Annotated in this window: 20 protein-coding genes and 1 pseudogene; 7 read left to right on the forward strand and 14 right to left on the reverse strand. The window is 70.4% G+C overall.

Annotated elements, in window-relative coordinates; translation table 11 throughout:
- Positions 1–84 precede the first annotated feature (84 nt).
- The 4 genes from CW359_RS32780 (at position 85) to CW359_RS32790 (ending at position 3,883) form a co-directional block, all read left to right on the forward strand.
- On the forward strand, positions 85–1,584 hold the full coding sequence (locus CW359_RS32780) for an MFS transporter (protein ID WP_105973835.1): 1,500 nt from the start codon (positions 85–87) through the stop codon (positions 1,582–1,584).
- A 483-nt stretch (positions 1,585–2,067) separates the two neighbouring features.
- Entirely contained in the window at positions 2,068–2,637 is a 570-nt protein-coding gene (locus CW359_RS32785) for a TetR/AcrR family transcriptional regulator (protein ID WP_105973836.1), read from the forward strand.
- A gap of 284 nt (positions 2,638–2,921) precedes the next feature.
- Positions 2,922–3,056 carry a hypothetical protein gene (locus tag CW359_RS47185; protein WP_269805615.1) on the forward strand — a complete coding sequence of 45 codons (135 nt, stop codon included), beginning with the start codon at positions 2,922–2,924 and terminating at the stop codon, positions 3,054–3,056.
- Positions 3,053–3,883, forward strand: coding sequence for an amidohydrolase family protein (locus CW359_RS32790; protein ID WP_105973837.1), 831 nt, complete (start codon positions 3,053–3,055; stop codon positions 3,881–3,883). The genes CW359_RS47185 and CW359_RS32790 overlap by 4 nt, the downstream gene beginning before the upstream one ends.
- Before the next feature lie 178 nt (positions 3,884–4,061).
- Here CW359_RS32790 and CW359_RS32795 read toward each other — a convergent pair whose 3' ends face one another.
- From CW359_RS32795 to CW359_RS32815, 5 genes are all read right to left on the reverse strand, one after another.
- Positions 4,062–4,754 (reverse strand): TetR/AcrR family transcriptional regulator, encoded by a 693-nt coding sequence (locus tag CW359_RS32795; protein WP_105973838.1) that lies wholly within the window; start codon positions 4,752–4,754, stop codon positions 4,062–4,064.
- Positions 4,755–4,794: 40 nt separating this feature from the next.
- Positions 4,795–5,550: an SDR family oxidoreductase gene (locus CW359_RS32800; protein WP_105973839.1), complete on the reverse strand. Its 756-nt coding sequence runs from the start codon at positions 5,548–5,550 to the stop codon at positions 4,795–4,797.
- 152 nt (positions 5,551–5,702) lie between these two features.
- Complete coding sequence (locus tag CW359_RS32805) at positions 5,703–7,016, reverse strand: replication-associated recombination protein A (RefSeq protein ID WP_105973840.1); 1,314 nt, start codon at positions 7,014–7,016, stop codon at positions 5,703–5,705.
- A 110-nt stretch (positions 7,017–7,126) separates the two neighbouring features.
- The gene (locus tag CW359_RS32810) at positions 7,127–7,495 is read right to left on the reverse strand and encodes an MmcQ/YjbR family DNA-binding protein (RefSeq protein WP_105973841.1); all 369 of its coding nucleotides are present in this window, start codon (positions 7,493–7,495) and stop codon (positions 7,127–7,129) included.
- Complete coding sequence (locus tag CW359_RS32815) at positions 7,492–7,887, reverse strand: MmcQ/YjbR family DNA-binding protein (protein WP_105973842.1); 396 nt, start codon at positions 7,885–7,887, stop codon at positions 7,492–7,494. Before CW359_RS32815 ends, CW359_RS32810 begins: the two co-directional genes overlap by 4 nt.
- Before the next feature lie 134 nt (positions 7,888–8,021).
- On the opposite strand from CW359_RS32815, the gene CW359_RS32820 reads away from it, so the two are divergent.
- Positions 8,022–8,957, forward strand: coding sequence for a helix-turn-helix domain-containing protein (locus CW359_RS32820; protein WP_105973843.1), 936 nt, complete (start codon positions 8,022–8,024; stop codon positions 8,955–8,957).
- A gap of 102 nt (positions 8,958–9,059) precedes the next feature.
- Here the strand turns inward: CW359_RS32820 and CW359_RS32825 are convergent, their stop codons facing one another.
- The 4 genes from CW359_RS32825 to CW359_RS32840 form a co-directional block, all read right to left on the reverse strand.
- Complete coding sequence (locus CW359_RS32825; protein WP_105973844.1) at positions 9,060–9,464, reverse strand: VOC family protein; 405 nt, start codon at positions 9,462–9,464, stop codon at positions 9,060–9,062.
- Positions 9,465–9,644: 180 nt separating this feature from the next.
- Positions 9,645–10,076: a YybH family protein gene (locus CW359_RS32830; RefSeq protein ID WP_105973845.1), complete on the reverse strand. Its 432-nt coding sequence runs from the start codon at positions 10,074–10,076 to the stop codon at positions 9,645–9,647.
- Positions 10,077–10,143: 67 nt separating this feature from the next.
- The gene (locus CW359_RS32835) at positions 10,144–11,175 is read right to left on the reverse strand and encodes an alcohol dehydrogenase catalytic domain-containing protein (RefSeq protein WP_105973846.1); all 1,032 of its coding nucleotides are present in this window, start codon (positions 11,173–11,175) and stop codon (positions 10,144–10,146) included.
- A gap of 129 nt (positions 11,176–11,304) precedes the next feature.
- A complete protein-coding gene (locus tag CW359_RS32840; protein ID WP_105973871.1) occupies positions 11,305–12,741 on the reverse strand; it encodes a carboxylesterase family protein in 1,437 nt (478 codons plus the stop codon).
- A gap of 132 nt (positions 12,742–12,873) precedes the next feature.
- Here CW359_RS32840 and CW359_RS45525 point away from each other — a divergent pair, with 132 nt between their 5' ends.
- Positions 12,874–13,014, forward strand: coding sequence for a hypothetical protein (locus CW359_RS45525; protein WP_157968694.1), 141 nt, complete (start codon positions 12,874–12,876; stop codon positions 13,012–13,014).
- A gap of 615 nt (positions 13,015–13,629) precedes the next feature.
- Here the strand turns inward: CW359_RS45525 and CW359_RS46805 are convergent.
- The 4 genes and pseudogenes from CW359_RS46805 to CW359_RS32865 form a co-directional block, all read right to left on the reverse strand.
- A pseudogene (locus CW359_RS46805) lies at positions 13,630–13,713 on the reverse strand (DUF2587 domain-containing protein); the annotation flags it as partial.
- 95 nt (positions 13,714–13,808) lie between these two features.
- Positions 13,809–16,676 (reverse strand): FtsX-like permease family protein, encoded by a 2,868-nt coding sequence (locus tag CW359_RS32850; protein ID WP_105973847.1) that lies wholly within the window; start codon positions 16,674–16,676, stop codon positions 13,809–13,811.
- Positions 16,673–17,413, reverse strand: coding sequence for an ABC transporter ATP-binding protein (locus CW359_RS32855; RefSeq protein ID WP_105973848.1), 741 nt, complete (start codon positions 17,411–17,413; stop codon positions 16,673–16,675). The genes CW359_RS32850 and CW359_RS32855 overlap by 4 nt, the downstream gene beginning before the upstream one ends.
- Before the next feature lie 271 nt (positions 17,414–17,684).
- On the reverse strand, positions 17,685–18,347 hold the full coding sequence (locus CW359_RS32865) for a PadR family transcriptional regulator (protein WP_105973849.1): 663 nt from the start codon (positions 18,345–18,347) through the stop codon (positions 17,685–17,687).
- A 909-nt stretch (positions 18,348–19,256) separates the two neighbouring features.
- Here CW359_RS32865 and CW359_RS32875 point away from each other — a divergent pair.
- Entirely contained in the window at positions 19,257–19,574 is a 318-nt protein-coding gene (locus CW359_RS32875; RefSeq protein WP_105973850.1) for a VapC50 family PIN domain-containing toxin, read from the forward strand.
- A 464-nt stretch (positions 19,575–20,038) separates the two neighbouring features.
- Here CW359_RS32875 and CW359_RS32880 read toward each other — a convergent pair whose 3' ends face one another.
- Positions 20,039–23,077, reverse strand: coding sequence for an FG-GAP-like repeat-containing protein (locus CW359_RS32880; RefSeq protein WP_105973851.1), 3,039 nt, complete (start codon positions 23,075–23,077; stop codon positions 20,039–20,041).
- Between the last annotated feature and the right edge of the window lie 368 nt (positions 23,078–23,445).

Consider the following 23,445-nt stretch of genomic DNA (forward strand, 5'->3'; position numbering starts at 1 on the left):
CCGATCTGTTTTTCTAGGCGGAAACAGATCGGTTTCCGACCGGTGGTCGGTCCATGGGCCTATGACCAGCAGCTAAGGGGAAAAGTGAGTACCACCTTCGACCGTGGGGCGCCCGCCTCCGGGAAAACAGACTCGGGCCGCCGCGGCTCCCATGCCGTGCGCTGGTGGGTGCTTGTCGTGCTGGGTGTGGCGCAGCTCATGGTCACGCTCGATGCGACCGTCGTGAACATCGCGCTGCCCGAAGCGCAACATGACCTGGGTTTCAGTGACGGCAGTCGGCAATGGGTCATCACGGGGTACGCCCTGGCGTTCGGCAGCCTGCTGCTGCTCGGGGGCCGACTCGGTGACCTGTTCGGCCGACGTACGACCTTCGTGACCGGCCTGATCGGTTTCGCGGGCGCATCCGTCGTCGGCGGCGCGGCCGGCAGCTTCGACATACTCGTCGCGGCGCGTGTGGCCCAGGGCGTCTTCGCCGCGCTGCTCGCACCCGCGGCACTCTCACTGCTCAGCGTGACCTTCACCGACCCGGCCGAAAGGCCGAAGGCGTTCGGCATCTTCAGCGCGCTGTCCGGTGCGGGCGCCGCGGTCGGACTCCTGCTCGGCGGCATGCTCACCGAATGGGCGTCATGGCGCTGGGTGATGTACGTGAACGTTGTCTTCGCGGGCGTCGCGCTGGTCGGCGCGCTGCTGTTGCTGGCCAAGCCCGTGGTCACCGAGCGACCCAGAATCGACGTTCCCGGCACCGTCACGGTGAGCGCCGCGCTGTTCGGCATCGTCTACGGGTTCGCGCACGTCGAGTCCACCAGTTGGACCGACCCGGTCGCCCTCGGCTCCATGATCGGCGGCGTGGTGCTGCTCGCGGTGTTCGCCTGGCTGGAGCTCAGGGTCGCGCATCCGCTGCTGCCGCTGCGCGTCGTGCTGGACCGGACCCGAGGCGGCTCGTTCCTGGCGGTGTTCGTCCTGGGCATGGGGATGTTCTCGATCTTCCTGTTCCTGACCTACTACCTGGAGGCGAGCATCGGCTACTCGCCGATCGAGGCCGGTCTGTCCTTCCTGCCGATGGTCGGGGGCATCGTCGCCGCGTCGACCACCGTGCCTTCACTGCTGTTGCCCAGGGTCGGCCCGAAGATCGTGGTCAGCGCCGGCTTCCTGGTCTCCGCATCCGGCATGGCCCTGCTGACCCGGCTCACGCTGGACAGCGGCTACGTCGCCGACATCATGCCGGGCATGATCCTGCTGGGCCTCGGCATCGGTGCGGTGATGACCACCGCGTTCCAGGGTGCGACCGCGGGCGTGCACCACGAGGACGCCGGCGTCGCCTCGGCACTGATCAACACCAGCCAGCAGGTGGGCGGCTCGATCAGCACGGCGCTGCTGACCACCGTCGCCTCATCGGCCGCGACCGACTACCTGTCCTCGCACAAGCCCGGCGCCCTGACCGTGGCCCAGGCCGGGGTCGAGAGCTACACGGCCACCCTGGCGTGGGGCGCCGGGATCTTCGTGGTCGGCGCGGTGCTCGCGGCGTTCCTGATGCCGAACGCGGCCCTGGCGCCGTCGGAGGGCGAGCCTGTCATCGCCCACTGAGCCCGAATCCACTGTCGTAAAGGATGCCCTGCGCTGATTGGTGCTCTCCAAGCACACATCAGCGCAGGGAACACAGGGGCCCTCCGAGAGGGTCCCGCGCGTTCCGTCTTCGGCGAAGCGATCATCGCCGCTAGAGGGCACGCACGGTCTGGGCTGAATTTCCGAGGCCGGTGGGACACTCCGACCATTGGGGGCACCACCGAGCACAGTCGCAGCGGCGGCAGGCCAGCGACGCCGGGCGCACCGAACTCGGCAAGGAGGGTGAGCGCACCGATTCCGGAGACCACGACGGCGCATACGAGGGCGGTGCCCGCCGCTCCGGAGGGGCGGTTCAGGCCGCGCCGCTTCCCCACGGGTAACGAAGCCCGAGAGTACGGCCGCACCAAGGCCGACAGCCATCATCATCCAGCACCGTGGATCGCTCCCACGAGTAGCGGAAACCGATCGGTTTTCAGCGGGCCGGAATCGAGTTAACCTCGCAGTATGACCACCGAGGCGAAGTCAAACTCCCGAGAGCGGCTGCTGGAGGCAGCGGCCACGCTCACCTACCGAGACGGCGTCAGCATCGGCGTCGACGCACTGTGCAAGGCGGCGGGGGTGTCGAAGCGCTCCATGTATCAGCTGTTCGAGAGCAAGGACGAACTCCTGGCGGCAAGCCTCAAGGAGCGCGCCTCCGCCTACGTGGCGACTCTCCTGCCTGCGGCGGATGACAGCCGGTCACCCCGCGAGCGGATCCTGCACGTCTTCGCACAGGTGGAGTCACAGGCCGGCGCCTCCGATTTCCACGGCTGCCGGTACCTGGCCGTGCAGATCGAACTCAAGGACCGGAGTCACCCCGCGAGCCGGGTCGCCCATCAGGTCAAGGCGAACCTGACGTCCTTCTTCCGTGGCGAAGCCGAGCAGGGCGGGGCGGCCGATCCCGACCTGCTGGCCCGGCAGCTCAGCCTGGTCTTCGACGGCGCCAGCGCCCGCGCGGGAATCCAGGCCGACAACCTGACCGGGCTCATCGCACCCACGGTGACCACCCTGCTCGACGCGGCAGGCGTGCGCTGACGCATCACCCGCCCAGAACGCTCCCCCGCCTGCCCGCACGTGCGGGAAGCCCGATGGCCGGACCAGATACGACCGCATGACGCCCACCCGCCCGGCGAATCACCGCGGTGGCGGTGCCGCGGTGGCCCCTGCGTGCGATCGCCGCGGTGGCGGTGCCGCGGTCGGTGGTCCCTACGTGCGATTCGCCGCGCGGATGACGCTCTCACGCCTGTCCAGCGCACCGATCCCGCCCATGCCGTCAGACCCAACCGGGGCCGCGGTGCGCGTCCGCCCGCTCCGGCCCCATGCTTCTCCCGTGCCCCCGGGGCGTCGCCGCCCCTTTGCCCCGCTCCGGCGAGCACGCCGACTCCGCGCTCGCCGACCGGGGCCTGTCCACCGCCGAGATCACCGCACTACGAAAGGACGGTGCCGTCGCATGACCGTCATCGACGTCTGGGCCCAGCACCCCACGCTGCGCTTCATCCAGCACGAGATGTTCGCCTCCCTGCGCCGCTGGACCGGGGCCGACACCCTCACCGAGGAACTGCCCGTCGACCTGACGATCGCCGCCATGGACGCCGGCGGCGTGGACATCTCCCTGCTGAGCGCCTGGTACGGGCCCGACGGCGCCCTCATCTCCAATGACGAGGTCGCCGCCTTCACCGCCCACGCCCCGGACCGGCTCGTCGGCGTCGCCTCTGTCGACCTGCGCAAGCCGATGGAGGCGGTACGCGAACTGCGCCGCTGTGTCGACGAACTGGGTTTCAAGGCGCTGCGCGTGGTCCCCTGGCTGTGGGGCTGGCCGCCCAACGACCGCCGCTACTACCCGCTGTACGCCGAGTGCGTCCACCTCGACATCCCCTTCTGCACCCAGGTCGGCCACACCGGCCCACTGCGCACCTCCGAGACCGGTCGGCCGATCCCGTACCTCGACGACGTGGCACTCGACTTCCCCGAACTCACCATCGTGGCCGGGCACATCGGCTACCCGTGGACGGAGGAGATGATCGCCGTCGCCCGCAAGCACGAGAACGTCCACATCGACACCTCCGCCTACACCAGCAAGCGCATCCCGCCCGAACTGGTCAACTACCTCGGCAGCGACCACCACAAGGTCCTCTTCGGCACCAACTACCCCATGATCACCGCCGACAAGGCCCTCGCCGACCTCGACACCCTCCACCTCAGTGACACCGCCAGGGAGCTGTACCTCCACGGCCACGCCGAGAAGGTCTTCGGTCTGGAGGTGACAACGACCAAGAAGTGACACGGCTTCCACGCCCCCTCGGACGCCACCCTCACCGTCGCAGCCGGGAGACCAGAACCGCAGGGCGTCAGCGGCTTGTCCCCCGGCGTTCGTTGTCGGTCGAGTCACCCGTACCCGCGCCTGTCCCGGTAGGGCGACGTATCGGGGGTTCTGGCAGCGTGAACCGGTGGTCCGGGATTCAGGATCCGGTGCGATAGCGGGTGAGCATGAGGGCGACGGCTTCGTCCACGATCGTGGTGTCGGTGGGGTCGGGCGGGACGAAGTCGGTGCGTACGAGTTGGGGCCACAGGAGCTGGCCGCAGATCATGCCGAGGAACTGTTCGGCCACTGCGGATGCCGGCTGTGGCTGTCCGTCGGCCGAACGGAAGTCGAGTGTGCCGGCCTGCGTTTCGGCGTCCAGGTAGTCGCGGAGCCGGTCGAAGAAGGGGCCGCGGTCGATGGCGAAGCCGGTGCCGACGATGTCGGCGAGTTCCGGCATCTGGGGAAGCTCGGTGATGATGAGGCGGCACAGCGCCGCCGTGCCGGGCCGCGAGACCAGGCAGGCGTAGTCGCGGCCGATGTGGTCCAGACCGTACCGGGGATCGCCGGGCGGGGGCGGTTCGGCGTACTGCACGTCCAGTTGCCACTGTTCGGAGGTGACGGCCGCGAACAGCGCGGCCTTGGTGGGGTATCGCTTGAAGAGGGTGCCGGTGGAGACGCGGGCCTCCCGGGCGATCTGGGCCAGGGAGGTCTTGTCGTATCCCCGGGCGAGGAAGAGGTCGCGGGCGGCGCGGATGATGCGCGCGCGGTTCTCCGCCTTGATCTGCGCGTGATACCCGGCCTGGCACGTATCGCCACCGGATTCCGTTCGGTCACGGTCCGCCACCGACATACCCACGCCCCTCGTCCGTCTCCCAGCCGCGTCCTCGCTGTCAGAGAACGGTCTGGCCACCGTCCAGGATAAGGTCCTGGCCCACGGTGAAGGCCGAGGCGTCGGAGGCCAGGTACACGACGGCTTCCGCGACCTCCCCGGGCATACCCATGCGTTCCAGCGGGATGCCGGAGCTGATCGCCTCCAGAACCGCCGACTGCTGCGCGGGATCCTCGATCCCGAGCTTCGAGTACAGCGGGGTGTTCACCGGGCCGGGGCTGATCGCGTTGAACCGGATGCCGTGCGACCTGAGCAGGTCCGCGTTCCACGACCGCATCAGGGAGCCGACGGCCGCCTTCGTGGCGGCGTAGGCGTTCGACTGCCCGTAGCCGCCGTGCGCGCTGTTGGACGCGTTGAGGATGACCGAGGACGAGTCGGCCAGCACGGGCACCAGGGCCTGCGTGAGAAAGAAGACGCTCTTCACGTTGATGTCGAAGAGCCGGTCGAAACTGTCCTCCGTGTGGTCCTCGAACGGCCGCCAGTCCGAGACGCCGGCGTTCAGGAACGCCACGTCCAGCTCCCCGAAGTGCTCACGCACCCGCTCCGCCAGGCCGCGCTGCGCATCGAGATCGCGTGCGTCGGCCTGCACCACCGGCACCTTGTCCCCGAGGACCTGCCGCGCCCTGTCGATGCTGGCCGGGGTGACCCCTGTGACCAGCACGTCGGCCCCCTCCGCGACAAAACGCTTCGCGGTCTCCAGACCGATCCCACTCGTGCCGCCGGTGATGAGGGCGCGCTTGCCCGCAAGACGATTCATGTTGATTGTTCCTTGCCGAGTCGTAAGGTAAGTCGATGGACTCACCATCTGAAGGTAGCCCTCACTTCACCCATAAGGCAAGTCGATCCACTTACCATCGACGCAAGGAGTGCCCCGGGGTCCGGTTCCCGCCCTGAGAACCCGTCGGCCGGTCAGCCGCGTTGCCGGCGGGCGCGCAGGGCGGCCCAGTGGCGCAGGCGCTCGGTGATCTGGGCTTCGTAGCCGTTGCGGGTGGGCTGGTAGTACGTCTCGCGGTCCATGCCGTCGGGGAGGTAGTCGTCGCCGGAGAAGCCGTCGGCTGTGTCCGGGTCGTACTGGTAGTCCTTGCCGTAGCCGAGGTCCTTCATCAGCCGGGTCGGGGCGTTGAGGATGTGGGCGGGTGGCATGAGTGAGCCGGTGTTCCGGGCTGCTCGGTGTGCGGCGTTGAAGCCGCGGTAGACGGCGATGGACTTGGGGGCGGTGGCGAGGTAGACGACGGCCTGGGCGATGGCCAACTCGCCCTCGGGGGAGCCGAGTCGCTCGTACACGTCCCAGGCGGCGAGGGCCTGCTGGACGGCGTGCGGGTCGGCCATGCCGATGTCCTCGCATCCGAAGCGGACCAGGCGGCGGGCGACGAACAGCGGGTCCTCGCCGCCGTCGAGCATGCGGGCGAGCCAGTACAGGGCCGCGTCCGGGTCGGAGCCGCGCATCGACTTGTGCAGCGCGGAGATCAGGTTGTAGTGGCCCTCCTGCGCCTTGTCGTACAGCGGGGCCCGCTGCTGGATGTGATGGGCGAGCCCGGCGGTGTCCAGGGCGATCTCGGTGTCCGGGAGGGCCTGGAGCTGTTCGGCCATGTTGAGGAGGTAGCGGCCGTCGCCGTCCGCCATGGCGACCAGGGCGCGGCGGGCGTCGTCGTCCAGGGGCAGCCGGTGGCCCGTGAGCTGCTCGGCGCGGTCGAGGAGCATGGACAGGGCCGCTTCGTCGAGGCGCTTGAGGACGAGGACCTGGGTGCGGGACAGGAGGGCGCCGTTGAGTTCGAAGCTCGGGTTCTCCGTGGTGGCGCCGATCAGGGTGACCGTGCCGTCCTCGACGTAGGGCAGGAAGCTGTCCTGCTGGGCACGGTTGAAGCGGTGGATCTCATCGACGAACAGCAGGGTGGCCCGGCCGATGCCGCGCCGACTGCGTGCGGCGGCGAAGACCTTGCGCAGATCGGCCACGCCGGAGAAGGTGGCGGACACCGGTTCGAAGGCCAGGTTGCCGGCGTCCGCGAGGAGGCGGGCGATGGTGGTCTTCCCGACGCCGGGCGGGCCCCACAGGATGGCGGAGCCGAGGCGCTGCTGGGCGACCATGCGGCCCAGCGGGGCATCCGGGCCAAGGAGGTGGTCCTGCCCGACGACATCTTCCAGCCGGGTGGGGCGCAGGCGGTCGGCGAGGGGTCGGGAGGGCTCCTCGTCGAAGAGCGGCAGGGTCGCTTCGGTCGGTTCCATCGGTCTCTCGGGTCGGAAGCGGGCGGGTGCGGACGGGTGCGGACGGGGCGAGCCTTGCACGGGGCACTGACAGGCGTCGGCTCAGCCGTTCGCGGGGAAGGTCGCGGTGCTCATCGGGCACCGGGGCGGTCGCTTCGCGGCAGCCGCCCGGCGACCAGGTCGTAGGAATCCTCGACCGCGTCGGCGACCAGCCGCTCGGTGATGCCGGGACCAGGACCGAGTGAGATCCAGTGGCGTTTGTCGAGATAGCGGCCCGGTGTGATCGAGGCGTAGCCGTGTGCGTGAGCGCGGGCGTGTTCGGGTTCGCACTTGACCGTGATGATCTGGTCGTCCGGGTCGTCGGTGACGATCAGGAACACCTTGCCCGCGACCTTGTACACGTCGAGGCCGGAGGTGAAGGGGTAGCCGTGGCTGACGTCGGGAAGGGCGAGGGCCGCCTGGCGGGCGGTGTCCTGGAGCCGGTCACCGGCCGCGCTCACCGGGCCGCCCGCGTGCCGGTGCCGTAGGTGTGCGGGTCGACGGGCTGCTCGGCCTTGGGCAGGTGGGCGACGACGAGCCGGTAGGAGTCGGTGACGAGCTCCCCGACGAGCTCCTCGTCGACGCCCTCCCCACCCTCCAGGGTGATCCAGTGCTTCTTGTTCATGTGGTAGCCGGGGGTGATGTGGCTGTACTGCTGCCGCAGGGAGTGGGCCTCGCCGGGGTCCGCCTTGAGGATCACGACGGGACGCCCGGGGACCTCGGTCATCAGCATGAACACCTTGCCTCGTACCTTGAAGACCTCCCAGTCGTCACCGAAGGGATGCTCCAGCTGGGCTCCGGGAAGCTCCTCGGCGCAGGCGGCGGCGGTCTTGTGCAGGGTCGTTTCGTTCATGAACGTTTCCTTCATCGGGCATCGGGTGAGCGCGGGCTGGGCACCCCATGACGCGAGTGGCGCGCCGCGCGGTCGTGGCGGCACCTCCCACCCTCTCCCCGAAACCGACATAAGGCGCCGTAGACTGCGGACACATGATGGTCGACAAGCGACACCCCAGCCCAAGCGGACGGGCTGAACCGGCCGCGCTTCCGCTGTACGGTTTCCAGCCCCCGGTCGGTACTCCCTACGGCCTGGAGGTGAACACCGTCGAGGGGTTCTTCGCCCAGCACGACGACTGGCCGTGGAACCCGCCCCGTCCGGTCCGCGCCACCTTCCACTACCTCATCGCGGTCACCGAGGGCGAGCTGCGGCACGACGTCGACCACGTCACGCGGACCGTCACCCCCGGCCAGTGGCTGTGGGTGCGTCCCGGACACACACTGTGCTGGCATCCGCCCGGCTCCGCCCGCGGCCCGTTCGTCCTGTTCGAACCGGATGTACTGCGGCCCGACATCGCCCGTCTGCTGGCCCCGCTCACCGCGCACGACGCCCCTGCCGTGCTGAGCCCGCAAGCCGACGACGCCGCCTGGCTCCAACAGACGGCACTCCAGCTCCTGGACGAACACCGCGCACTCGGGCGGCGCCCCCTCGACATCCACCACGCCCTGCGCCGCAGCCTGCTCGAATCGCTGCTGCTGCGCCTGGCCGACTCCCCCGGAATCTCCCCCGTCGGCACGGCCACGACCGGCGCGGGCCGCGCCGACAGGTACGGGCGCTTCCTGGACGCCTTGGAACTGCACTTCCGGGAACTGCACCAAGCCGCGGACTACGCCGAGCTGCTCGGCTGTTCGGTCCGCACCCTGAGCCGCGCGGCCCGGGACGCCACCGGCAAGGGGGTACGTGAACTCATCGACGAGCGGCGCCTCCTCGAAGCCCGGCGTCTGCTGGGAGGTGCCCGGTGGGACGCCCGGACGGTGGCCGTCCACCTGGGCTTCAGCGACCCCGCGAACTTCGGCCGCTTCTTCCGCGACCGCACCGGCCTCACCCCCGCCGCCTTCGCTGCCCGCGAGGCGAGGACCGGGGCGTGACGCAGACGCGGCGGAGGCGCCATGCCCGTCAGGAGGAGACGGCTGCCTTCGCGGTCTGCGTGAACGCCCAGTGGGAGTGCCCGACGTGCCACTCGCCGTCGATCATCCGGTACGCCTCGCGTCGGCCGTGCGGAGGTCGCGTTCACAGACGGCAAGAACGTTGCCGGAGGGGTCGGTGAACCAGGCGAACCAGGGGCCGTTGGCGCGGTAGATCCCGTCCGAGTCGATCTGCACTCCCTCATAGTGCTCGAAATCCACGCCGCGTCGGGTGAGGTCCGCGACGGTAGCGGGGAGGTCAGGGACGACGATGTTGAGGATGGTGAATCGTGCCGGTTGGTGGTTGCGGGAGGCGTACGCGACGGTGCTCGCACCGCCGGGGAGGCGGATGGTGAGCATTGCGTCCCGGTCTTCGACTTGCAGCCCGAGTACGTCGTGGTAGAAGGTGCGGGTCGATTCCAGGTCGGTCACGGTGAAGGAGCTGTAGGCGTCGGTTGCGGTGTCGGTCATCACGGGATCCTGACGTTCGGTCGTTCGGTCGTTCGGGTGCGCTGGTGTCGCGGGGCGTGTCTCGGAGCTGATCGGTGCGGGCTGGGACGACCACTGGCCGGATGCCGGTGGCACAGTCGGGGCCCCGCTCGCCATGCCGGAGGAACCCGGTCAGGCTGAGGAACACAGGCTGCGCCGCGGTCAGGAGGCGATCCTTTCGGTCACGGTCTGGGAGAACGCCCAGTTGGAGTGCACGATGAGCCACCGGCCGTCGACGAGCCGGTAGCCGTGCGTGGCGTTCCAGGCGCGCCGCTGCTTCTCGTTGCCGTCCTCGTCGAGCACGTAGGTCTTCAGGTTGTAAGCCAGGACGGCGAAGTCGCCGCTGTCGCCGACGTGGACCGTCGGGTTGAGGTACTCGCTGCGCACGATGTGCGGGTTGGAGTAGATGGACGACAGCCACGCGACGGTCTTCTCCTTGCCGACGACGATGTTCTCGAGGATCGGGTCGAAGTAGCTCACCTCGTCCGCGAAGCCGTCCAGGTAGCCGCCCGGGTCACCGACGCTGAAGCGTTCGTTGTACGACTTCTCCAGCTCGATGATGGTCTTGCTGACTTCTTCCCTGTTGACGCCCACGGCGTCCTCCCTTTCTTTGTGCGTGCCCCCGCCGGTGCCTGTCGGCGAACCAGGGGATGTGTTTCCTTCAGTCGTCCCAGGAATCCAGGACGACGACGTGCTTGCCCGGCGTGGTGCCGGATTCGAGGTCGGCCTGGGCGTCTCGGACCTGTTCCAGGCCGTGGTAGACCTTCGCGACCGGGACGTTGAGGCGTCCGGCGGCGATGGCCTGGAGCTGGTGGGCGAAGACGTCGGCCGGCAGGTCGCTGGCCTGACCGCCGTAGGAGGTCAGGCGTACCCCGAAGGGGATCATGAACGGGGTGAAGTCCGGGATGGACCACTGGCCTGCCAGGGCTCCGGTGAAGCAGACGGTGCCGTGCCGGCGGACGGTGCGCAGGGTGTCGGGGAGGACCGAGCAGCCGACCAGTTCCAGGGCGGCGTCGACGCCGTCCGGGATCAGCTCGCGCACCTGGTCGGCGAGGGTGCCGTTGTCGACGAGGGGATGGTCGACGCCGGCGGCCCGCAGTTCCCCGGCCCGGCCGGGGCTGCGGGTGGTGGAGATGACGGTGGCGCCGAGGTCCTTCGCGATGGTGGCCGCGCTCAGCCCGACCGTGGAGGTGCCGCCGCGGATCAGCAGCGTCTGCCCGGCTTTGAGGTCCAGGCCGCGGGTCAGGGATCCGTAGGCGGTCTGGAACATCTCGGGCAGCGCGCCGACGACGTCCCACGGCAGGCCGGTCTCGAACGGGATGACCTGCCCGGCGGGGACGGTGACGTACTGGGCGTACGCGCCGTCGTAGGAGCGGCCCATGCCGCCCATCATCGTGGCCACCTGCTGTCCGGGCCGCAGCCCGCTGTCCTCGTCGGCCTCGTCGACCACGCCGACGCCCTCGATGCCGGGCACGCGCGGGTAGGTGACCACCGCGTCCGACTCGCCCTTGCGGGTGGTGACCTCGGACTCGTTGACGCCGAACGCCTTCACCTTGATCCGCACCCAGCCGGGCTTGCGGACGGGCACCGGCACATCCTCGATCTCCAGTGCGTCGAGGCCGCCGGGCCGGGTGACGACGACGGCCCGCATCGTCGCGGGTGCGGCGCCGCCGGTTGCTGTCGATTGGCTCATGCCGAACTCCTTGTTCTGTTCGTCCCCCGGGAATGTGAAAACGGAGCCGGGGCTCCAGGCACAGGTGCCCGGGTGATCAGTCAGTGGTGGCCCTGCGCCGTTGCGCATCTCGGGATCGCGCGGTGACCGTCAGGGACGGTCGATGCCCTCCCACAGGTCGAGGGCCGCCTGGTAGTGGGCATGGGCCTCGAAGGGCGGGTTGCCGACGCTTTCCGAGGTGGGTTTGTCCGTGACGGCGGGCCACAGACGGAACTGCTCACCGGTGGCGAAGTCGAGCACGATGTCGCGGATACGCGTGTCCCGCTCGGCCTGCTCGGCGCTGCGGCCCGGCTTGTCCTGGCCGACCAGGGCGTACATCTCGGTGCCGTGCACGGCCGGCGCGCCCTCGGCGGGCCCGATCACGAGCAGATGCGCATTGCCGCCCGCGGCGGCGTGCGCCAGGGCACCGCGGACGGCCGGGAGCGCGAAAAGGTAGTCCGCCATGAGCGCTGCGCGGACCTCGGCCGGGGTACGGCCGCCCTGGTCGTAGGCGTTGACGATCTTCTCCGCGCGGGAGCGGGAAATACGCCACCCCGCAACCTCGTCGACGACGCGGTCGAGGGCGTGCGGGTCGAAGCGGTCGAGGTCGTTCGCCACCCACCAACCCATGTCGTCACTCGCCATACTCAGCAGCACGTCGACATCGCGGTGCGCGCCCGAGGCGAGGACGTCCATGGGATGGGCGTGCACCACCGCGCCCGGCTGCCCGGTGTCCAGGACGACGCCGGTGGCCTGGTTGTCCACACCGCCGCGGACTCCGAGGTCCGTCGGAGCGACCCTGCGCAGGGCGTCCCTCAGGGAGACCGCGTCGAGGTCGAGCAGCTTCTCCGGGTTGTCCGCCACGCCGAGTTCGGTGACGAACCGGTGCGCGAGCTCCTCGGCCCACCAGGCCGGGACGCTACGAGCGGGCCCGCCGGAGAACCCGGCCAGCCGCCGGTACAGGCCGTCGGCGGAGGAGGCGCCGAGCAGACCGAAGGTGGAGTAGGCACCGGCGCTGTGGCCGTAGACGGTGACGTTGTCGGGGTCGCCGCCGAAGTGGGCAATGTTCCGCTGGATCCAGGTGAGCGCGGCGATGATGTCCTGGAGGAAGAGGTTGCTGGCCTCGGCCAAGGCGCCGCCGTACTGGGAGAGCGAGAGCGCGCCCAGGGCACCGAGCCGGTAGTTGACCGACACACCCACCACACGCCCCGTCGCGGCGAGACCGGCGGCGTTCGAGGTGATCTGCGTGTTCGCGCCGAACTCGAATCCGCCGCCGTGGATGTACACGGCCACCGGAAGCGCCTTGCCGGCCGGCTGCTCGGGGGTCCACACGTTCAGGTTCAGGCAGTCCTCGCCCATCCCGCTGTCCGCTTCGAGCCAGTCGCCGCTGTCGGGCTGGACTGAGACGACGCCCTTGCGGTCATAGGGGCGGTCGGGATCGAAGTCCGCGACCACGGGGCGGCGGTACCGCTCGGCGGTGGCGTACGGGATCCCCCACCAGGACCGCACCCCTGGTGCAGTCGGAGCCTTGGGCGCGGTCGCGGTCATGACGTGTCCTTCCAGCGCGGTTCGGGCATTCGCGCGGTGCTGCGGCGGCTGGTTGCTCGCGGTGATGTCTCCCATCGTTTCCCGGCATCCGACAAAGCGCCCGGTGGGTGGCGGTCACCTGATGGTCATCAGGTGACACTTGTCCGCTCCTCCTCGGTGATCGAGCTGACCGACGGATCCCTGCTCACCTGCGACGAGCCGAACGTCACCTTCGATGACGAGGAGGACGCGTCTGATCCCCGTGATCCCGCAGGCGCGTCGGCGGACCCGTAGCCGTCGACGCCGAGGACAGCGAGCGATCCGTCAGACCAAGGCTGGTTCGGCCGCCGTTGAGACCTGCTCCGTGTGCTCCCGCAACGGCGCCTTCCGGCCGGCGCTCTCCCACAGCTCGGTGGTTCGTCAAGCCCCCAGGAGGAGCCTTCCGTGCCTCCTGGCCGACTCCGTGCCCATAGCGTGCCCATAAGACCGGTAAACCACGGTCAACTACGGTGCGATCGTGCCCTCCCGGTCGCCACGCAAGAAAACGTATGACCAGGTCAGAGGCTATCCGGCTCCCCAAGCGCCGTGGCTTCCCAAGCTGAGAGTGCGAGTTCGATTCTCGTCACCCGCTCTTCTTGAAGCCCCAGGTCAGCGACCTGGGGCTTGTTTCATAGGGGTGTCGTTGCTGCGGTTTGCGAGTACTCCCGCACCCCGAGACCGGGCCCCGCGCAACGGTCGTCGCGCCCAGAGGTAGAGATGCCCGGAAGCGCTGGCCGGCTTCGAGCAGCATCCCTCCGGACGGGGACTACCTCGCCGTCACCACGTGGCGTGCCCTGTCGGCCTTCCTGGTTCGCGACAGCGTGCAGACCGACCAAGGAGTACGGCCGGGACCGAAGGTGATCCCTGGTCAGTGCCGCCGCGGGCCATCCCGTCCTGGCCCAGGATGAGGACCTGGGGGCTCTCCTGCGACCTGTCATTCCTCGGCATCTCCATGCCGCCGTTCTCTCGCACGCGTGCTTTCCCACACGGTGTGCCCCTGGACGAGGGTGATCCGCCCTCGTCCAGGGGCACGGTCCGGCAACGGAGGCTCAGTGCGCGGCGCGGCGGGCCAGCGCCCCGCGCGAGCGGGTCACCAGCGCGGCCAGCAGGGCGGCGCCGAGGGGCACGGCCACCAGGAGGGCGGCAAGTGTCTCCCAGGGGACGACGATCGGCACGTACGGCGGGGCGTCACCCGCGCCGCCCCAGCCGCTGTCGAGAGCCTGCTGGTAGAAGCGCATCTGCTCGCGCTCCTCGGTGAGCCGCAGCCCGACCGCGGGCAGGACACCGGCCGCCGAGCCGAGGACCACACCCATCGCCGCGACCACACCGCACTGGAAGCCACTGAGCATGCGGCGCACCCGGGGCGGCGCGCCGACCGCGGCGAGCGTCTTGAGATCGGCCTCCGCGTCGGCCTGGGCGAGACCGGTGGCGATGCCGGCCGCACCGATGGTGACGAGGCCGGCGAAGACGGCCAGCGCGAGCAGGACGAGCCCGTTCTCGTCGACCCAGCCCTGCTCCACGGTCAGCTCGACGTTGCTGCCGAGCTTGGCGATCTCGGCGTCGAGCTTCTGCCGCTGCTCGGTGCTGGGAATCCGGTCGGTACTGAAGAAGGCGCCGAGGGGGACAGTGGTCAGTCCGGCGGCCTTGGCGGCGGCGGGGCTGAGCACGCTCTGCACTCCGTAGGAGTCGGGCGAACCGGGCACCTGGTAGGCGGGGAAGGACTTCAGCTCGCCCGGGACCGGCTTGTTCTGCTCGACGGCGCGGTCGGCGGCCTTCGGGTCGGTGATCAGCTTGATGCCGACGGCGCCGTTCCTGTCGACCTGGGGCCTGTGAAAGCTGAGGAGCTTTCCGTCGGCGAGGGCCTTGGCCGCGCCCGGGTCGTCGATGCCGAGGACCTTCAGGAGCGGGGCGTCGGCGACGAGGAGACCGCCCTCTACGTAGATGCCGTTGCCGTCGTGCGAGAGGCAGCGCCAGTCCTTGGCGAGCGCGCGCCGCTGCTCCTTGGTGTACTTCTCCGCCGGGTCGGAGCCGTCGGGGGTGCTGACCCACAGCGGGCACTCGTTGGCCGGCGGGGTGACGACCTCGAAGCGGCCACAGCCCGCACCCTCGCCGTACGGGTCGCAGCCGGGCTTGCCGACGGCGATCCGGAACACGTCGGCGCGGACGTCGACGGGGAGCGTCCGCTGCACGGCGTCGCGGACCGCGGGGACGTCCCGGCCGCCCTCCTCGGTGACGAGCACGGCGCCGGCCCCGTACGGCAGGCTGGCCCGGTACTCGGCCAGACTCTGGGCGTCGCGGCTCGCGGCGTACGTCGAGACGGCGACGGTGCCCGCGACGGCGGCCAGGACGGCGGCGACAGCGGGTGCCGTACGGCCCCGGTTGCGGACGGCGTCCCGCAGGGCGAGGCGCGGCGAGAGCGGCAGCCAGCGGCTGGCCCGGCCGAACAGACCGACCAGGGCGGGCGTCATGGCGACCACACCCAGCTCGGCGATGGCCGAGCCACCCGCGACCAGCACGAACTGGTCGGAGACGACCGAGCCGTACAGGGCGACGGCCGCACCGAGCAGGACAGCGCCGAAGCCGATCAGCGGCAGCACGCGGTTGCTGCGGCGCACGCCGCGACGGCCGGTGAGAGCGGCCAGGACGGTCTGCCGGGAGGCGGTGACGGCCGGGATGATCGCGGAGAGCAGGCCGGTGAGGACGGCGAGCGCGGCGATGGCGAGCAGTTCCAGCGGCCTGACGGTGAAGCCGCCGAACCGCTGTCCCATGTAGTCCTCGAGGAGCGGCCGGAGGGCGAAGGTCAGGATCAGGGCGAGGACAATGCCGACCAGGGCCGCCGCGACGCCGATGACCAGGCCGCCGCTCAGCACGATGGCCCGGATGTGGCTGCGGGCACCGCCGTTGGCGCCGACCAGGCCCAGCTGGCGGCGGGAACGACGGGCGCCGACGGCGAAGGCGGGACCGGCGAGCAGGCAGATCTCCAGCATCGCCAGGCCGACGACCGTACCCACGGCGGCGAGCGCGGCGGCATCGGCGCCCCCGCTGCTCTCGTAGGTGCCCCAGTCTTCCTTCTGGTAGAGCGGCACCTTGGAGTCGGCGGGCGGGTCGAGGACCACGGCGCGCGAGGTGACCAGGACACCCTTGGCGTTGATCGCCTGGACCGTGTTCCACGTGAAACCACCGGCCTTCTTCACCAGGTAGGTGGTGGAGATGTCGGGCTTCGACAGTCCGGCCTTCTCGACCGCCTTGGCGTACGGCGCGAGGAAGGCCCCCGGCAGGGCGTTGACCTGCTCTGCCGTGAGGTCGCTGGGCAGCTCGTACGAGCCGCTGATCACATAGGCGCGGTCGAAGCCGCGGGCGGTGAGGGTGGAGCCGACGGACAGCCCGCTGCTCTCCAGGAACCGAGTGGTCGCGGCGATCTCGCCGTTCTTCTCGGGGAAGCGGCCCTCCCGCAGCCGCATGATGCCCCGGGCGACGGGATCGGCGGCGGCCAGCTCACGGACCTCGGTCTGGAGCAGACCGTGCCTGGTGGTCAGCTTGGCGCTGCCGCTGCTGTCGGTCAGCACCGCCGAACCGGCCGGGATGGCCTTGGTGACATCCGTCGGGCCGTCGGGCCAGGACTTGCCCGGCGAGTCGTAGTCCCCGGCCGGGGTGTGCATCTCGCCCTCGGGGTCCTGCAGGATGGCCACGCCGCCCGTCCGGGGGTCGGAGAAGCGAGCGTCGGCGGCGCCCAGGGTGCGCTCCATCCGCTGCGCGGGCGTGAGTTCGGCGCTGCGCACGGTCAGATCCAGGGCGCTCACGCCCAGGATCGGCAGCGCGATCATGGCGAGGACGAGGAAGCTGCGGCCCTTGGAGCGCCAGGCGTCACGGCGGGCGATGCGGACCGCGGCCCGCCAGGAGTGGAACCAGGTCGTCACAGCTGGGCCGCCCGGCCGGCCAGGAGGGAGTCGGCGTCGCTGCGTATGGTCTGGTCGACGACGGCGCCGTCCCGCAGGAAGACGACCCGGTCGGCCCAGGCGGCGAACCGCGGCTCGTGGGTGACCATGACGCCGGCGGCTCCGGCGTCGCAGCGGGAGCGCAGCAGGGCCAGCACGGACTCGCCGGTCTCGGAGTCGAGGGCGCCGGTGGGCTCGTCGGCAAGGACGAGCCGGCGGTCGCCGACAAGGGCGCGGGCAATGGCCACGCGCTGCTGCTGGCCGCCGGACATCTCGTCGGGGAACCGGTCGGCGAGTTGGCCGAGGTCCATCTCGGCGAGGGCGGCGAGGGCCTCGGCGCGGGCCTTGCGGGCCGATATGCCGTCCAGTTCGCGGGGCAGGGCCACGTTCTCGGCGGCGGTGAGGGCCGGGATGAGGTTGTAGTCCTGGAAGACGTAGCCGATGCTGCGGCGGCGCAGGGCGGCGAGCCCCTTGATGCCGAGGGCGGTGATGTCGGTGCCCTCGACGAAGACCTGCCCGGAGGTGGGGTTGTCGAGGCCGCCGGCGATGGTGAGCAGGGTGGACTTGCCGGAGCCCGACGGGCCCATGACGGCGACGAGTTCACCGGGGTGGACGTCGAGGTCGATGCCGCGCAGAGCGTGCACCTCGGTGGCGCCGGAGCCGTGGACGCGGGTCAGGTTCCGCAGACTCAGCACGGGCTGCTGCTGTTGTGTGGACATGGTTCCCCCTCGGGCGTACGCCGGCGAACGGCCGGACGTCGGTGCGACGGACGGACGTCGGTGCGACAGACGGTCGGTCCTTGGCAGCGCCGTGCGTACGGTATGTGTCTGGTCGGGTGGTCGGAGTCTTCATGTGGGTCGGGTGGAGCCGGTGGGTCGGGTGGACCCGGTGGGTCGGGTGGACCCGGTGGACCCGGTCGGCCCTGTGGGTCCGGTCGGCCCTGTGGGTCCGGTCGTTCGGGTGCTCAGGGCCGGTCGGGAAGGGCGGACGTCACGGGCGGTGGCGTGCGGCCTCCTCTGCCCCGGCCTCCGCCCGCGCCCCCGTCCCCGTCCCCGCCGCTCCCGTTACCGCCCCCGGCGGGGCCGGCTCCGGCCCCGCCGCCTGGGCGGTCGACGAGAGACGGATCAGCCGGGACTCGCAGTGGTCGAGCCAGCGCGCCTCGGCCTCGGTCTGGAAGATCAGCTGCTCCAGGACGAGGAGCCAGGCGATGTCGTCCCGCTCCCGGTCCCCGTTCTTCTCCACGGCGGTGAGGGCCTGCGCCTTCAGCCGGGTGTAGTCCTGCATGGCCTTCACGGTGTGCCGGCGCTGGGACTGGATGACGTCACGGATGTCGACCCCGGGCGCCCCGACGGCCATGGCCAGCTTGATGGCCAGCTCGTCACGGGCCGGGCTGGTGCGGTCGACGGGGTGCTCGAACCAGCTGCGAAGTTCGACGCGACCGCTGTCGGTGATCGCGTAGAGCGGGTGGCCGGCCTCGTCCTCACCGTCCTGCACGACCATGCCGTCGCGTTCGAGCCGGCTGAGCGTCGTGTAGACCTGACCCACGTTGAGCGGCCAGGTGGAGCCGGTGCGGGACTCGAACTCCGTACGGAGCTGTGAGCCGTAGCGCGGGCCGCGTTCGAGGAGGGCGAGGAGCCCGTGACGGATGGACATACCAAGTATGTATACCGAGTAAGCCCGCGTGGACAAGCGTCCTGAGGTGGACGCCGGAGGTCCGACTCAAGGGGGACCCGGGGCCGTCGCGAGCCGCCCAGCGGCGGCGCATCCGCACCCCGAGGAAGCCGATGCCGAGGCCCACCAGAGCCGGCCCCACGCCCTGTGTGAACACGGGAATCCGCCGGTCGGAGCGGTCGAGGGGGGCATCGGCGCCGGTCCGGGGAGCGGACGTCGGCAGCCCCGCGGGCGAGTTCTCGGCGGCCGGGGCGTCCGTCTCGGGTACCACCTCGACCCCCTCGTCCGAGTCATCGGCGAGCTCCTCCTCTGTTGCCGTTCTGGTACGAGCGGGCTCCAGGGGGCTCCTGGAGGACGGCGAGCCGGAGGGGTCGGCCGGTCGGCCGGGCCACTCCCGGCCCTACCCCGCCGACGCCCCCCCAAGGACGGCGGAGTCACTGGGCGCGGGCGGGTCGGGCGGCCCCGACGGCTCGGGGGCCGCCGGACGGACGGGTCCGGCGTTCGTGGCCGCGCAACCGTTCGGAGCGGGGGCGTGAGCGGGCGGGAGGGGGAGACCGTGGCCGTGGCCTGGCGCGAGGGGCCGGCGGGCGCGGGACGGACGGGATGGTGGGCGGCCCGGAGGGGTGCCTCACGGCGGCGGCCTCCGGCCCGAAGACGCCGGCGCTCCGCACGGCGCGGGGCACGCCCTCGCCCTCGTGCGCATCGGCCTCGTGCGAGTCGAGGCCCAAGGAGTCCTCGACTCGAAGTCCGCAGCAGGGTGCTTGATGCGCGCTACTGCATCCGAATGCCGCCATGTGTGCAGTCGCGACGGCCTCACTCGGCTGCCGTTCGAGTCGGAGCGCTGCAATCCGGGACTGCCTGGTCAGAGGACACGAACCACTGATCGATGCCGTGAAGCTGCCGGACCCGGACGACCGGCATGTCCTGGCCGCAGCGATCCGGGCCGAGGCACAGGTCGTCGTCACCTTCAACCTGAAGGCCTTCCCTACCGATGCCCTGGCCCCCTGGGACGTCGAAGCTGTGCATCCGGACGCTTTCCTGGAGACACAGATCGATCTGGCCCCGCAGGTCGTCCACGGCGCGGTACAGAGGATCGCGGACAGCTGGCGAAAGCCGCCAGGCACAGTGGACGACGTGATCGCCAGGCTGGAGCGGCGGGGCCTGGTCGCTTCGGCGGCAGCCCTACGAACGCTTGCAATCACGCCCTGACTGCCGCTCTCAATCACGCGAGGCGGTGACCGTGCGCACCCCGCCGCATCCGTCAGCCGACGGACTCGCAGGTCCGCGGTGCGCACGCGGCACCACGCGACTGGCAAGCACATAGAGCTCGGCTTCACCGAGATCGTCAGCCACTCAGGAACGACAACTACGGGAAATCGCAGCGCCGGGTTCACCCTCCCCTGCAGAGAGCACCTGTACAGCATCGGAGGGCATTGGGAAGGTGTGTGCACTCGCAACCTGGTCTCTGGACCAGGCAACAAAGTGCGAGTTCGGTTCTCGTCACCCGCTCTATTTGAAGCCCCAGGCCAGTGGCCTGGGGCTTCTTGCCGTCCAGACCTTTTGTCGACTCCGCGCCCCGTCGGCTCAGGGTGCAGTAGCCCTCCGCGGGTGTGGCGCCCTCTTTCCCCGGCGGGGAGTTCGCCCCGCCGGGGAGAAGGGGCGTGTGGCGTGGGTCAGAACACGCCCTTGTAGCTCTGCCAGCCGGTGGCGAGTTTGGTGCGGCCGCTGAAGGAGCCCTTGCCGTTGCCGTTGTTGCGGTAGAGGGCACCGGAGGTGTCGCGGGAGACGACGTCGGCCCTGCCGTCGCCGGTGATGTCGCCCACGCCGACGATGACGTTGTACGAAGCCCCCCAGTCGTTGAAGACCTTCACCCGGCTCTTGAACTTGCCCGTCGTGGTGCCGTCGTAGCGCCACAGCTCGTTTGACTTGTCCTGCGCCAGCAGGTCGCCGTGGCCGTCGCCGTTGAGGTCGCCGACACCCACGATCTTCTTGTAGCCCGTCCACTTGGAGGCGATCTTCGTCCGCGCCGACAGCTTGCCCGCGCTCGTCGCCTTGTACAGGTAGACGTCCCCGGTGGAGGCCTGACGTACGATCAGGTCCGCGCGGCCGTCACCGCTGACGTCCCCGGGCGAGGTCAGCACGTCGTACTGCGTCCAGCCGCTGGTGCCCAGCGAGGTGTACGCCGTCGTCGGGGTCACCGCCGCCCCACACGCGGGCCGGTAGGCGCGCAGCGCACCGCTGCCGTAGCGTACGAGGACGTCGTTGCACCGGTCGTTGTTGAGGTCGCCGTACGGCACGAACTTCGCGCTCGTCGGCCAGCCGGAGCCCGTTTTCTTACCGGTCAGGGTGCCGGTACCGGTGCCGTGCTGGTACGTCAGTCCGCCCGAGCCGTTGAGGGTGAGCACCTCGCCGAAGCCGTCCGCGGTGGCGAAGTCCCGTCGGACCGGGGTCGCGCCGGTGACCTTGAGCGTGCCGGTCTTGGTGAGGGTCGCGCCCTGGCCGTCGGCCGGGGCGGCGGTGAGCGTCCAGGTGTAGGCGCCGTTGGCGACGAGCTTGCCGGCCGTGTCCTTGCCGTTCCACGACGGCGAGAGCACGCCCTGTGCCGTACCGCCGGACAAGGTGCGCACCGTCGCCCCCGTGGCCTTGTTCTTGAGCACGAGTGTCCAGGAGGCAGCCGACTTCGACAGCCACCACCTGGGGCTCCAGAGCACAGCGCCGCCCTTGACGTCGACCGAACCCGCGACGGAGGAGTCGAGCTGGGACAGTGCCGAGACGGGGACGCCGCTGGGCACCAGGTGGGTGTTCTCCTTGCGGTCGACATACGCGATCAGGCCGGTGTACGGGTCGACGTCCCAGGGCTCCCCGCCCGAGAGGGTGGCCACCGAGTGCGTCACCGGCGTGGCACCGCGGACGTCGGTCACCTTCAGCTCGCCGCCGGCGCTGGTGACGACGAAGCCGTCGCCGAGCTTGGCGGTCCCCCAAGCGCCCTGCGTGAGGGTGGTCTTGGTCTGGGTGACGGTGTCGTAGACGCCCTGGCTCTCGCCCGAGCCGACGCACGACCACAGCAGCCAGCGTCCCACGGCCTGGAGGTTCTCCAGCAGGCACTTCGGGCCGAAATAGACTGAATCGCCGCGCTTGCCGGTGCGGACGTCGACCGGCGCGGCGCTGTCGTTGCCGTCCGCCACCCACAGGGTGGTGCCCCACAGCGTCCTGCCGTGCGTCGCCGAGGTGAGCACCGTGGAGCCGGTGTCGAGGTCGACCACCCGCGTCTGCGAACCGGTCGCCTCCGTGTACTCGGTGACCATCGCGACGTGCCGGCCCTTGGCGTCGAACACCACCACATAGTTGTGCTGGGGGTCGATCGCTGTGCCGGGCAGCGTGCCCGTCGGCTGGACGACCCGGGGGACGCGGTCGTCGCCCGAGAGATACGAGTTCCAGACGACCGTACGGCCGTCCCCGGTGCCCACGAGGTTGGGCGCGTAGGTGGTGACGAGGCCCTGGGAGGTGCGGGGGCCGACCGTGAGGGTGTCACCGGTGCTGCCGATCGTCCGGCTGTACATGGATGTACGGCCGGTCTCGCGGTCCCGTTCCGTCACTGTCAACCGGCCTTTGTCCAGGGTGAGTTGAGGCACCGGGTCGGCCACCGGGTCCAGCACGGAGGCGGCGACCTTCTCGGCGACGGGGGTGCCGTCGGTGCCCGCGCGGACCAGGTTCACCCCGAAGTCGGCGGTGTCGGCGCCGCCACCGGGCACGAGGAGCCCGCCGTCGGGGGTGGGGACGGCGAGGGCGAGGCTCTCCGAGCGGGCCAGCACGGCCTTGGTCGTCGAGCCGTCGGGGGCGAGCGCGTCGACCCGCCAGACGGGCAGGCTGCCGTCCTTGGCGCCCAGCGAGGAGTCGTAGCGGGAGACCAGGAGCTGGTCGCCGACCATGCCCAGCAGGTGGGTCGCGTAGTCGTTCTCCAGCGGCACGGTACGGACGGCCGTGGTCAGGTCTGCGCGGGAGTAGACGGAGACGGTGTCGACGCCGTCCCACGACACCAGGTGGGTGGGGGTGAGGACCACACGCCCGGTCGTGTTGATGGTCGGGTTGTACGGCAGCTCGACGAACGTGCCCTTGTCGGCGTCGATCCAGCCGCTGCGGGTCGTGCTGCCCGTCCAGTACTGCACCACCGTGCCGTGGGCGTCGGCGACGGGCGAGTTGCCGGTGCTCACCGAGGAGACGTCGGCCGGGACGCCCGACACCGCGCGGTCGCCCACGGTGCCGTCGTCCTGGAGGTCGAGCAGATGCCAGGTCAGCCGGTCGACCGTCCAGGCGGTCGTCACGACGGTCCGCCCGAGCGTCCCCCGGTAGGTGTGACCCTTGGGGAGCGCGATCGTCGTGACCGCGCCCCCGGCCCCCATGTCCCGCAGCGTCACGGTCCGCGCGCTGCCGTCGTAGCGGGCGACCACGTCCGAGCCGGCGCCGAACTCCGGCATGCCCCAGACCTCGTCGGCCGAGGCGTCCACCACCGTGTCCTCGCCTGTGTAGGTGGTCCACACATGGCCACGGCCGGGTTCATAGCGCAGGAACCCCGAGGGTCCGGCGCTGAACAGCGCGGTCTGCGGCAGCAGGGATGTCTGCGCCGGGATGACCAGCTCGGAGGCGGCGACCGCGTAGACGTCGGCTGTCAGCGGGCCGAGGCTCATGGTCAGGGTCAGCGAAGTGACAGCCAAGCCGACACGAATGAGGGCATATCTGCCCACTTAATTCCTCCACGGGAGTGGAAAGCGAGAACACTTGCACGATCAAGACTCGCCAACGGGCGACAAGGTTGCGGTCGGGGAAGGTCGGGAGGACGTCAGCTCCAGGTCGCCCTGGAGTTCGCCGCGTAGCCCTTCATGTAGCGGACAGCGCCGCTTCGTTCTCCGACGGCGCCTCCGCGATGACCCAGCCGGGACCAATCGTACGCAGCAGCAACGTCACTTCAACAGTTGGTCACCGCACAAGGAGGCCCATGCTCGGTGGCACCGTCAACAGCGCCGGCCTCTCCCCTTCCGAGGTTCCGTGCCCTCCGTGTGCCCGTAAGAACGGGGAACCACGG

It is taken from the genome of Streptomyces geranii (genome assembly GCF_002954775.1).
Lineage (GTDB): Bacteria > Actinomycetota > Actinomycetes > Streptomycetales > Streptomycetaceae > Streptomyces > Streptomyces geranii.